10 protein-coding genes are annotated in these 12,148 nt (G+C 58.3%); 2 read left to right on the plus strand and 8 right to left on the minus strand.

Going from position 1 to position 12,148, the window contains the following annotated elements; all coding sequences use genetic code 11:
- Window positions 1-133: 133 nt before the first annotated feature.
- Entirely contained in the window at window positions 134-1,201 is a 1,068-nt protein-coding gene (locus PZBJ_RS06275; RefSeq protein ID WP_101761699.1) for an SDR family oxidoreductase, read from the minus strand.
- 100 nt (window positions 1,202-1,301) lie between these two features.
- On the opposite strand from PZBJ_RS06275, the gene PZBJ_RS06280 reads away from it, so the two are divergent.
- Window positions 1,302-2,204, plus strand: coding sequence for a LysR family transcriptional regulator (locus PZBJ_RS06280; RefSeq protein ID WP_101761700.1), 903 nt, complete (start codon window positions 1,302-1,304; stop codon window positions 2,202-2,204).
- Window positions 2,205-2,294: 90 nt separating this feature from the next.
- Here PZBJ_RS06280 and PZBJ_RS06285 read toward each other — a convergent pair whose 3' ends face one another.
- From PZBJ_RS06285 to PZBJ_RS06315, 7 genes are all read right to left on the minus strand, one after another.
- Window positions 2,295-2,945: a methionine ABC transporter permease gene (locus PZBJ_RS06285; RefSeq protein WP_061719142.1), complete on the minus strand. Its 651-nt coding sequence runs from the start codon at window positions 2,943-2,945 to the stop codon at window positions 2,295-2,297.
- Window positions 2,929-4,029, minus strand: coding sequence for a methionine ABC transporter ATP-binding protein (locus tag PZBJ_RS06290; protein ID WP_101761701.1), 1,101 nt, complete (start codon window positions 4,027-4,029; stop codon window positions 2,929-2,931). Before PZBJ_RS06290 ends, PZBJ_RS06285 begins: the two co-directional genes overlap by 17 nt.
- Before the next feature lie 2 nt (window positions 4,030-4,031).
- Complete coding sequence (locus PZBJ_RS06295) at window positions 4,032-4,838, minus strand: MetQ/NlpA family ABC transporter substrate-binding protein (RefSeq protein WP_101761702.1); 807 nt, start codon at window positions 4,836-4,838, stop codon at window positions 4,032-4,034.
- 20 nt (window positions 4,839-4,858) lie between these two features.
- Window positions 4,859-6,220 (minus strand): LLM class flavin-dependent oxidoreductase, encoded by a 1,362-nt coding sequence (locus tag PZBJ_RS06300; RefSeq protein ID WP_101761703.1) that lies wholly within the window; start codon window positions 6,218-6,220, stop codon window positions 4,859-4,861.
- Window positions 6,217-7,419 (minus strand): SfnB family sulfur acquisition oxidoreductase, encoded by a 1,203-nt coding sequence (locus PZBJ_RS06305; protein WP_101761704.1) that lies wholly within the window; start codon window positions 7,417-7,419, stop codon window positions 6,217-6,219. Before PZBJ_RS06305 ends, PZBJ_RS06300 begins: the two co-directional genes overlap by 4 nt.
- A gap of 9 nt (window positions 7,420-7,428) precedes the next feature.
- Window positions 7,429-8,634, minus strand: coding sequence for an SfnB family sulfur acquisition oxidoreductase (locus PZBJ_RS06310; protein ID WP_101761705.1), 1,206 nt, complete (start codon window positions 8,632-8,634; stop codon window positions 7,429-7,431).
- Window positions 8,635-9,021: 387 nt separating this feature from the next.
- Window positions 9,022-10,452, minus strand: a complete 1,431-nt coding sequence (locus PZBJ_RS06315; protein ID WP_101761706.1) for a hypothetical protein — start codon at window positions 10,450-10,452, stop codon at window positions 9,022-9,024.
- Between the two features lie 216 nt (window positions 10,453-10,668).
- Between PZBJ_RS06315 and PZBJ_RS06320 the strand changes: the two genes are divergently transcribed.
- Window positions 10,669-12,063 (plus strand): amidase, encoded by a 1,395-nt coding sequence (locus PZBJ_RS06320; protein WP_101761707.1) that lies wholly within the window; start codon window positions 10,669-10,671, stop codon window positions 12,061-12,063.
- Window positions 12,064-12,148: the final 85 nt, after the last annotated feature.

Genomic DNA, 12,148 nt, shown 5'->3' on the forward strand with positions numbered 1-12,148 from the left:
TAGCTTATGCTGGGGCATTATTTTCATTAAATTAAATTATCGATCCGGTTGCCTGACAATAAAGCGGATGGTGTGTCGCTATATTTTAATTATGCAAAAGCGGCCCCTATGAGCCGCCCTTTTCAATCAAAATTTACTGCGGAATCACTTTCTCCGCTTTCAGTCGATCAAATAACTGCGTAAATGAATCCAGCGTTGAACGATAACCGGTGAAGCCCGCTTTGCGGCTCTTGCTCATGTCGGTGAACGCTTCCATTGGACGTCCCAAATCCGCGTCGGTATGCCACCAGGATGCCAGTTTAGTGATGTCCGCTTCACGCAATTGATAACGTGCCGCCACCTCGCGCCACGTTTCAGCCGCATCCTGCATGCGTCCTTCCAGTGGCATCATCTGCGCCGGATACTCCGCCGCTTCCACGCCAAAGTAAGCCGCCAGACGTGGCCACAACCAGTTCCAGCGGAACACATCGCCGTTCACCGCGTTGAAATCCTGATTGGCCGCTTCTGCCGCAGTTGCGGCCCACAGCAGCTGTTCCGCCAGCAAACCCGCATCGGTTACGTCGGACACACCGTTCCACTGCTCTGGCGAACCCGGGAAGATAAACGGCAAACCCTGCTCGCGGCACAGCGTGGCATACACCGCCAGCGTCTGGCCCATATTCATCGCGTTACCCAGCGCAAAGCCCACAATCGAGTGCGGACGATGTACGCTCCAGCGATAGCCATATTTGTCCGCACCGGCAAACACCTCGTCTTCCTGCGCATAATAGAAGTTATCGACCGGCTGGCGTCCCTGCTCTTCGCGGAATGGCGTCACCGGCACTGCGCCTTTACCGTAGGCTTCGAACGGGCCGAGGTAATGCTTCAGGCCGGTCACCAGCGCCACATGCGATCCCTTCAGACGCTCGCCCAGTGCTTCAATGACGTTACGCACCATGCCGCCATTGACGCGGATGTTCTCTTTCTCATTTTCCTGGCGCGACCAGACGCTAAAGAACAGCGCATCCGGCTGCTCTTCTGCCAGCGCAGCACGCACCGCATCACCATCCGTCAGATCGGCGGTCAGGCTGCGGCAACCTTCAGGCACTGCGCCACGTCCGCGCGATAAACCGCTGACCTGCCAACCTTCGCGCTGCAATTTTTCCGCCAGCGCACGTCCAATCACACCGCTGATGCCTACAATCAATGCCTGCTTTTGCATTTCAATTCTCCTCGGTTTCAGTAATGATGAGTTTAATAGAGAATTTAATTCCTATCATTGGCATTAATTCACGGCATTCATAACCTGAGTTCACGAATCCATGCACGATCAGCGCCTGAAAGATATTGTCCCTTTTGTTGCCAGCGTCGAGGGCGGCAGCTTTGCCGCCGCCGCTGAGCGCCTGCATCTCACGGGTTCGGCGGTGAGCAAAAGCGTGACGCGGCTGGAAACCCGCCTGGGTTCGCGCCTGCTGGAGCGCACCACCCGCAGCCTGAAACTCACCGACGCCGGAAACGCCTATTACCAAACCTGTTTACGCATTATGGAGGAGCTGGCAGAAGCCGAAGCGGTGCTGGCGGCGCAGCGCACCATTCCTTCCGGGCGCTTGCGATTAGCGGTGCCGAACACCTATGGACGCCTCGGCGTGATGCCGCTGCTGATTCCGTTTTGCCACCAGCATCCGGATGTGGAGCTCAATCTGACTTTTTCCGATCGCTTTATCGATCTGTTTGATGAGGGGATTGATGTTGCGGTGCGCATTGGTGGATCGCCGGATCTGCCCGCCTCGCTGGGCTGTCGCCAGATGGGCCGCGAACGCATGGTGTTTTGCGCATCACCCGATTATCTGGCGCGCGTGGGTCGGCCCACCAGCGAAGCCGAATTGTTGCAGCATCAGGCGATCATGTATGAACGCGTCGATGGCAGCACCAAGCCGTGGCTGTTCACCACGGAAGATGGCTATCCGCACTGGCGTAACCTGCCGCACCGCATGGCGCTGGGTGATGTGGATGCGCAGATGCAGGCGCTGTGTGCCGGATTAGGCGTGGCACAGATGCCATCGTGGCTGGTGCGGGAGCCGCTGGCGCGCGGCGAGCTGGAGATCATTCTGCCCGAGCAGCAGCCGGATGGTTTGGCCTTAACCCTGATTTGGCCGCGCCGCAAGCAGCTGTTACCCAAAGTGGATGCGTTGCTGGCGGCGTTAGAGGGATTGCAGATCAGATAGAAACATAAGGCCAAAAGCGCGCGATGAATCGCGCCGCTATCCCTCTGCACACCTGGCATAGCGGCGCAATTTATTGCGCTTTTCCTAATATCAACGATGGTTCAACCGGCGCGACAACCTGTCGCCAAAGAACTGCAGCACCGTCACCAATGCCACCAGCACCACAATCACCGTCAGCATCACCTGCATATCAAAACGCTGATAACCATAACGATACGCCAAATCGCCCAAGCCGCCCGCACCAATCGCGCCGGCCATCGCCGAGGCGTTAATCATCGTCACCAGCGTAATGGTAAAGCCGCTCACAATGCCGGGCCGCGCTTCGGGCAATAAGACATGCCAGATAATATGCCAGCGATGAAAACCCATCGCCTGCGCCGCTTCGGTCAGCCCTTTATCCACTTCGCGCAGGCTCACTTCGGCGATACGCGCAAAGAACGGCGTCGCCGCCAGCGTCAGCGGCACCACCGCCGCCCACACGCCGTAGGTGGTGCCGACGATCCAGCGGGTAAAGGGAATCAGCGCCACCATCAGAATCAAAAACGGGATCGAGCGGAACAGGTTCACCACCCAGCCCAGCACGCGATTCAGCAGCGGGCTGGGAAACAGATCGCCGCGTCCGGTTACCACCAGAATCACCGCCATCGGCAAACCCAGCGCCAGCGCCAGCAGCGACGACACGCCCACCATCAGCAGCGTGTCCAGCAGCCCAATCCATAAACGATCAATAGCCAGTGACATAGCCCGGTATCTCCAGTTGATCCGCAATCGGAGTTAAAAGCGTCCGCGCGGTGTCAGCGTCATGCTGCGCATCAAGCAGCAGCAACATTTGCCCGGTCGGTTTGCTGTCCACCCACTCCACCGCGCTATACATTAACGTCAGTTCCCCGCCAACTCGTGCGCTTAGCGCCGCCAAATCCGGCTGTGCGCCCTGTCCGGTGTAGCGCAACCGCACCAGCAGACGCGAATCGCCACGCTCGCGCGTCGGCGTCAGCAGCGGTTGAATCGCTTCCGGCAGCGCGCTGAACTGCGGATTGAGCAGCTGTCGCGTGGTCTCTTGCTGCGGATTGCTGTACACCTGCCACACCGGCCCGCGCTCAATGATTTCGCCCTGATCGATTACCGCCACCTGATGGCAGAGATCGTGCACCACGTCCATTTCATGGGTAATCAGCACAATGGTGATGTGACGCTGTTGATTGATCTTCTTCAGCAGCGCCAGAATCGAGCGCGTGGTTTCTGGATCGAGTGCCGAGGTGGCTTCATCACACAGCAGCAATTCCGGATCGTGCACCAGCGCGCGCGCAATGCCTACGCGCTGCTTCTGCCCGCCGGACAATTGCGCAGGCCACGCGTGCTGGCGCTGCTCAAGGCCCACCAGCGCCAGCAGTTCATCCACTTTGCGCCGCCGCTGCGCCGCAGGCACGCCCGCCACTTTCATCGGCAGCTCGATGTTTTCGCGCACCGTTTTCGCCGACAGCAAATTGAAGTGCTGGAAAATCATGCCGGTACCGCGTCGCCAATCCACCAGCTGACGATCGCTCAGCGTGCTTAGGTCAATCCCGTCAATCACCACCTGACCGCGAGTAGGCTTTTCCAGCCGATTAAGGCAGCGGATCAGCGTCGATTTACCGGCCCCGCTACGGCCAATGATGCCGAAAATCTCGCCGCGCTTAACCTGCAGATCGACCTCTTTCAGCGCATCCTGAGTTTGCCCGGGATAGCGTTTACTCAAGCCACGAATCTGCACGTGGATTTTCCCTGCCGTCTCGGCCGTCGGTGACAGCAACGCATCGCGCTCGCCGGGTAGCGTCAGGCTCACCATGCTTACTGGCTCCAGCCCGGCTGATACAGCTTGCCGTAAAAGTCATCGAGTTTGGCGCGCACCACCGGCGAATGCTGGTAGATATCAACGAACTTCGCCAGGCGCGGATCGTTCTGATGACCGTCGCGGATCACGAACTGAATCACATATTCCGGATGCTCCAGGCCATCAAACAGCAGCGCGTTGTTCGGATCGATGGTCTTCGACAGGCGCAGATAGTGCGGATAACCCTGCGCTAAATCGACTTCATCCAGCGAACGCGACAGCTGCACCGCTTCCACTTCGATAATCTTCAGATGCTTTGGATTACTGACAATGTCATCCACGGTAGATTTGAGGCCCGCGCCCGGTTTTAAGCTAATCAGCCTGGCTTTTTGCAGCAGCAGCAGGCCGCGCGCGCCGTTAATCGGATCGTTGGCAATCGCCACCGTGCCGCCATCGGGAATCTGGTCAATCGCGGTATGTTTTTTCGAATAGAGCCCGATGTTGTTGATGATCGCCGGCGCGTACGGCACCAGATGGAATCCGCCCTGCTGGTTGGCGTTCTCCAGGAACGGTTTGTGCTGGAACAGGTTCACATCGATATCGCCGTTTTCCACGCTGACGTTCGGCGCGGTCCAGTCGGTGAACTCCACCAGCTCAACGTTCAAACCCTGTTTTTTCGCCTCGGCCACCGCGGTTTCCAGCGGCGGCGCAAAGGCTGCTGTAGTACCGACTTTCAGCGGCCCGCTGTAGTTTTCGGCGGCGACGGTGCTAAACGCCAGCAGTGCGACGCTGGCAGCCAGCGCAAAATGACGTGCAATGTTCATATCAGATCCCTGAGGTTAAATTAACGAAGGTTAACGCCGTCGCGCCAGCGCGCCGCCGGATGGCGATCGGGCAAGCGGTCCTGCTGTTGAAAAATTTTCTGCCGCAATGAACCGGGCTGATACGCGGTCTTGAAGCGGCCGCGCTGCTGTAATTCCGGCACCACCAGATCGATAAAATCGCGGTAGCTCTGCGGATTAAGGATGCGCGTCAGGTTAAAGCCATCGATATCGCCTTCATCGATCCACTTAATCAGCGCATCCGCGACCTGGCTCGGATTGCCAACGATCAGCGGATAGCGGCTGCCCATCGCGTGCTGCTCCAGCAAACGACGGCGCGTCCAGCCGCTGAAGGCTTTGCTCACCGATTCTATGGCGCGCGTGTCGCCGGTCTGAATCGGCTCATCGAGTTCGAACGCCGCCAAATCCAGGCCAATCGAGCTGGAGAAGTGCGCGATGCCGGCTTCTGGGCTGGCGTAGGCGAGGTAGCTTTGATGCTTCTCCTGCGCTTCACGTTCGGTGGGCGCGACAATCACGCTGACGCCCATAAAGATGCGCAGATCGTCAGGATGGCGTCCGGCCTCCACCGCCGCCTGGCGCAAGCGCGTCGATTGCTCGCGCATCGCTGCCGGTGACGCGGCATTCACAAAGCTGCACTCGGCGTGACGTCCGGCGAACTGCACGCCGCGCGCCGAAGAACCGGCCTGAAACAGCAGCGGCGTGCGCTGCGGCGACGGGCTGCTCAGGTGATAACCCTGCACCTGATAGAACTCGCCCTGATGATTGATTTGGTGGATTTTATTGGCATCGGCGTAGCGACGATTGGCTTTATCCTGCACCAGCGCATCATCCTGCCAGCTGCCTTCCCACAGCTTGTAGGTGACATCGAGAAACTCATCGGCCTGATCATAGCGGCGATCGTGCGCCAGCAGCTGTTGCTGGCCCATGGCACGCGCGGCGCTATCAAGATAACCGGTGACGATGTTCCAGCCGATGCGCCCTTTGGTCAGGTGGTCGAGCGTGGAAAGGCGGCGCGCGAACGGATACGGCGCTTCATAACTCAGGTTGGCGGTGACGCCAAAACCCAGATGCTGCGTAACGCTGGCCATGCCGGAAATCAGCATCAGCGGATCGTTCACCGGTAGCTGAATCGACTCTTTGGCGGTCAGGCCAATGCCTTGCTGATAAACGTCATACACGCCGAGAATATCGGCGATAAACAGCCCATCAAACAGCCCGCGCTCCAGCAAAAGCGCCAGATCCAGCCAGTGATCCAGCGAGTTGAAATCCACCGAACGATCCTGTGGATGCGTCCACATACCGTGATGAATGTGCCCAACGCAGTTCATATTGAAGGCGTTGAGCAGAATCTGTTTTTGACTCATATTGTTCCCCGACGCGGCGGCAACACGCCATTCAGCAGGTAGTTGCCGATGGCCGGATATTTCCAGCGCACTGGATCGTGCAAGGTATGGGTACGCGCATTGCGCCAGTGGCGGTCGAAGTTATGCTCGCGCAGGCTGGAACGCGATCCGCCAAGTTCAAACAGCAGGTTGCTGGCCTCCAGCGACACGTCCGTGGTCCAGGCGCGGGCTTTGGCGACGTCTACCGACGCCAGCGCCACGTTTTCGGCGCTGGGATCGCGCTGCGCCACGTCAACCGCATCACCCGCAATCGCCAGCAACGCATCGCCGGCGCTCAAACGTGCGGCCAGACGACCGGTACGATCAAGCGTCAGCGGATCGTCGCTCGCACGATCGACGCCGCTGTCCGGCCACGGCCGCGCGCGCTGACGCAGGAAATCGAGCATGTCGTCAAACGCCGCCCGCGCGATGCCCTGATCGATAGCCGCATGCATAATCTGCGCAAAGGGCCCAACGGTGCTCGGACGCTCAAACGCCGTCTGGAACGGCACCACATCTTCCGGCGCAATCGCTACGTCGCGGAACTGCACGCTGCCGCTGCCGGTGGTGCGCTGGCCAAAGCCGCTCCAGTCATCAATCACGTTGACGCCGTGCTGATGGCGCGGCACAAACACCAGCTGCTCTTTGCCATCATCGGCAATCGCCAGCGTCGGAATGCGATCGGCATACAGCGCGCCGGTGCAGTAAAACTTGTTGCCGTTGAGGCGCAATCCTTCCGCCTGCTGCGAAACCGCCGTAGAACGCTGATGCGCGGCGGGCGAACTGAATTCCGCCAGCGCGTTGCCGTGATGCACGCCTGCCAGCACTTCGGCGTAGAGCCGCTGTTTCTGCGCCTCGCTGCCGTTGATGCGCAACACTTCCAGCGCGTAAAAATGGTTCTGCGGCACCTGACCAATCGAACCGTCGGCGGCGCTCAAAAGCACGAAAATCGCGGCCAGTTCGGCGGTAGAAATCTCAATGCCGCCAAAGTCACGCGGTACGGTGATGGCGCCGAGCCCGGATTGAAACAGCTGCTGTAACTCGGTGTGCGGCAGTCCACGTTCGCGGTCGCGCTGGGCAGAACCGGCACGAAAACGTTCCGCCAGCTCCTGCGCGACCTGCAACGCCTGCTGGGCATTCTCAATACGCGTCGCGCGCTGTTTAGGCGATACCTGCGTCATGGTTACTCCTTAAATCCACGCATGACGCGCAGGCAGCGCATCATTGAGGTAATAGTTGCCGATGGCATGAGTTTTCCAGCGCACCGGATCGTGCAGCGTGTGGGTGCGCGCATTGCGCCAGTGACGATCGAGACCGTGGCGCAGCAAGGTGCCGCGACTGCCGCCCCATTCCAGCAGTTTCTCGCTGGCCCGCAGCGCCACTTCGGTGGTCAGCACTTTGGCTTCCGCTACCGCAATCGATGCGCGTGCGCAGTTTTCGGCGGTCAGCGCCTGTTGATCGATGCTATCGAGTATCCGGGCAGCACGCGTCAGCAGCGCGTTGGCGGCGCTCAGTTCGGTGCTGATGCGGCCCACATCGGCGAGGATGTACGGATCGTCGGCATTGCGGCTGACATTGGCATCCACCCAGGGTCGCGAGCTGCTGCGCACAAACTCCAGCGCCTCATCCAGCGCACCTTGCGCAATGCCCGCATCAATCGCCGCCTGAATCAGCTGAGAAACTGCGCCGCGCAGCGTCGGTTTTTCAGCGGGAGGCAACGACATCAATAACGCCGGATCAACCACAACCTGATGCAACTTCACCGTGCCGCTGGCGGTAGTGCGCTGGCCAATACCGGACCAGTCATCCACAATTTCCACGCCCGGCGTCGGCAGCGGAATAAAGGCCATTTTCGGCTGCTGATCGTGCATCGCCGTGGTGACAAGAATGTCGGCGAACAGCGCGCCGGTAGAGTAAAACTTCTCGCCGGTGAGCTGCACGCCGTGTGACGTTGTCACTAGCTGCGCCTGTACGTCTCGCGTATGTTTGGTGTTTTTCTCCGGTCCGCCGTTACCCAGACGTTTGCCCTGCACCACCGCGCTCAGCAGCCGCTGCTGTTGCGCGGCAGAACCTTCGCCAAGGATGAACTGGATCAGACCAAAGTGGTTTTGCGGGATTTGCCCCAGCGAGGGATCGCTGGCGGAGATCAGACGAAACACTTCGGCCATGGTCTGGTACGACAAACCCGCACCACCCAATTCGCGCGGCACGCTGATGCTGCCAAGTCCCAACGCGGTGAACTGGTTGAGCAGCGCGATGGGATAGATGCGTTGCTGATCGCGCTCAACTGCGCCACTTTTCGCCTGCCCGGCCAAATGGCGTGCCGCGGCGATGGCTTCTTCATCGCTGTTTAATACCGCTGCGCGGTTAATAATCTCGTCACTGTTTTGCGTCATAGCTGATTTCACTTTTACTGCACAGCGAAGTGTAAGCCTGCACTGAAAAACTCAGCAGGCCGTGGAATGAATAACGGATTGAAAGCGATGATAATCAGCGGGGTTAAAGCAAGTAAATAGCGCGGTTATGCTATATCCGGCAATGCGTTGCCATTATTAATCTATGGATTTATTGAAGCACAACAACAGGCTAGCGGCGGCGCTGCAGGCAATTAGCGAGTATTAAAAAGCAGTGAGTAATTCTTAAGATCAAATAACGCTAAGAAAAGTTTAATTCCGCAAATAATGTAGCGGCGCGATTTATCGCGCGTTGATGTTTAACTTTCAAAAACGCGCGATAAATCGCGCCGCTACGGATGGTGCGGAATTTAAAAGCGGCGCGAAATATTAATTATTTAATTGCGCATCAAACTGCGCGGCAGCGAAACTGCGGGTGGATTCGCTTTTCACACTATGCGGAATCTGCACGCTATCGATCAACTTCGCCAGCTGATAGGTTTTCACCGTCTCATTTTGCGTTAGCTGCTGCGCATAATTCGCGGTCAAATCCCCTTTCTTATTCTGCGTCACCGAGGTCTGGCTGCGCTCTTCATCATCGATCAGATGATACTTATAGTTTTGCGACGACTTCTGTTCGGTCAACTTCGCCGCTGAGACAGAATCCAGCGCGGTGTGGAAGCTGGCCTTGAGTTTAAACAGCGTTTGCTGGGTCAAATCCTGGGTATCACCATGCGTTTGCGTAGCCGTTTTTTGCGCCACGTTCAGGGAGAAGGTGTCATGCTCTTCCGGCTTATACGGATTACCGGAAACCGGCGTCTGCTGATAGCTCGCCGAGAAGTCCGCCAGTCCGCTGATTGCGCCGTTCTTCGCCGCATTGGCATCAATCGACTTCACGCGCTGCGTATTGATGCTTTCAGCCGCCTTACCTTCTGTGGTATTGAGCGCGCGGAAGCTGTCTTTAAACAGCGTCAGCATGTCGCTATCGCCGTGACCGCGCGAGGCGGCCTGATCAAATTTGCTGCTCCACCGATCCAGCGCCGCTGCCTGCTGTGCCGCGCTGCCCGCCTGCGTCAGTTTCGAAACATCGGTATTGAGTTTGATGCTGACATCGCCGTTGTGGAAGCCGAGCCAGCGTGCCTGATCGTCGGCATGCAAGTTCAGCGACTGCGTGACGTTATTGCCATTACGCAGATCGGTCTTCAAATCGACGCTTTTCAACACTGAAGTGTCGAACTTCATCAGATCGCTGATATCGAGTTTGGTGGTGCTGCCATCCAGGCCATCCAGCGCCTTCTGCAAACCGGTGGATAGCTGACCCATCGCCGCCGCTTCAACGTTGTTGAGCTGGCCACCGCTGGTTTTCAGCTCCACCACCATGCCGCCCTGTTGACGCGTCATCTGCAAACTCACCTGCACACCAGATTGGGTAGTGATGGTCAGCGCCAGCGCACTTTGGCTGCTGCTCCGCGCACCATCTACCGCTTCCGTCGCTGGCACGCTTAAGGTTACGTCGCCGCGATGGCTGGCCAGATTACTCAATAAGGTGCTGCCGAGACCTTTCATGCCGACGCCGCTGGCATGCGCGGCACCGTTGAGCTGCGCTTGCAAGCTGCTGGTGACATCGACGGAACTCTTGACCTGCGCGGGCGCGATTTTGTAGATCGCGGCGATGGCATCACTCGCCTCGCTGAAGGTGACTTTGGTCGACGCTTCCGCCGTCAGAGCGTTTTGCGCGGATTTGTTGTTCACCGCCGGCGTCACCACCGCATTCGATGCGATTAAATTTCTCAGTACGCTGCTGCCAATCCCATTTAGCATGAAAATAATCCTCGTTGTGTACTATTGCTGAGAGTTATCGGCGAAATGTTCAGCGGCTTTAATGGTTTTTGCCCTCACCTAACCCTCTCCCATGAACGGGTGAGGGAAATGCATTGGCAGTTCTGACATACCATCTGTCCGCCTAAACACAGCCGTACTTTACGCAGTGACTTAGGTTATTCATCAACACATCTCTCACTCACGAGGTAGGTCACGATGGATAATCTGCATTACAAAAGCTTGCTGGAAATTGGCCGCTTGATTCAGTCGGGCGAAATCTCTTCGGTAGACGTCACGCAAACCCTGCTGACGCGCATTGATACGCTCGATCGCGACTTACACAGCTACTTCTACGTGATGCGTGACAGTGCGCTGCAACAGGCGGCCGAAGCCGATGCCGAAATAGCCCAGGGCAAAATGCGCGGTCCGCTGCACGGCGTGCCGATCGCGCTCAAAGATCTGATCTGGACCAAAGACGCGCCCACCAGCCACGGCATGATCATCCACAAAGATCGTTACCCTACAGAAGACTCCACCGTGGTGGAGCGCTTCCGCGCGGCGGGTGCGGTGATTCTCGGCAAACTGACGCAAACCGAAAGCGCCTTCGCCGATCACCATCCCGACATCACCCGGCCGAATAATCCGTGGGGCAGCGCGCTGTGGACCGGCGTCTCCTCCAGCGGATCCGGCGTCGCCACCGCCGCAGGGTTATGCTTCGGCTCAATTGGCACCGATACCGGCGGATCGATTCGTTTTCCCTCCAACGCCAACGGCCTGACCGGCATTAAACCGACGTGGGGCCGCGTCACGCGTCACGGTGCCTGTGAACTGGCGGCATCACTGGATCATATCGGCCCGATGGCACGTAACGCCGCCGATGCCGCCGCCATGTTGCAGGCGATTGCCGGTCGCGATGATAAAGATTCCACCTCCAGCAGCGAGCCGGTGCCCGATTATCTCGCGCTGATGACGCGCGGCATCAGCAAGATGCGTATCGGTGTTGATAAAAGCTGGGCGCTGGAGAAAGTCGACGAGGAGACGCGTGCTGCGCTGCAATCCGCGATCGCCACCTTGAGTTCGCTCGGCGCGACGCTGGTAGATATCACCTTGCCCGATACCGAAAAAGCCGCCGCCGAGTGGAGCGCACTCTGCGCCGTGGAAACCGCGCTGGCGCATGAAGACACTTATCCGGCGCAGAAAGATCACTACGGTCCGGGCCTGGCTGGTCTGCTGGATCTCGGTCACAGCGTCACCGCGCTGGAGTATCAACGTTTGCTACTCAGCCGTGCGGCGCTGCGCGGCGATATCTCCGCGCTCTTTACCCAGGTTGATCTGATTCTGGCACCCGCTACCGCGTATGCCGGATTGACCTGGGACACCATGACCCGTTTTGGTACCGATCAGGCACTGTTTAACGGCGTGCTGCGCTATACCAGTGCATTCGATGCCAGCGGTCATCCCACCATCACCCTTCCGTGCGGCAAAACCGCAGGCGGCGCGCCGATTGGCTTCCAATTGGTGGCAGCACATTTCGCCGAAACCACCATGATTCAGGGCGCGTGGGCCTTCCAGCAGGTCACCGACTGGCATAATCAGCATCCTGCGTTGTAAATCTGCGTCGTTTGCCGCCCCGATAGCTTCGGGGCGGTCATTTCACCCGCTCATGGCCTGAAACTTGCTTCAACTTCCTGACTTC

Origin of the sequence: Pantoea endophytica, assembly GCF_002858935.1 — a bacterium.
Classification (GTDB): domain Bacteria; phylum Pseudomonadota; class Gammaproteobacteria; order Enterobacterales; family Enterobacteriaceae; genus Pantoea; species Pantoea leporis.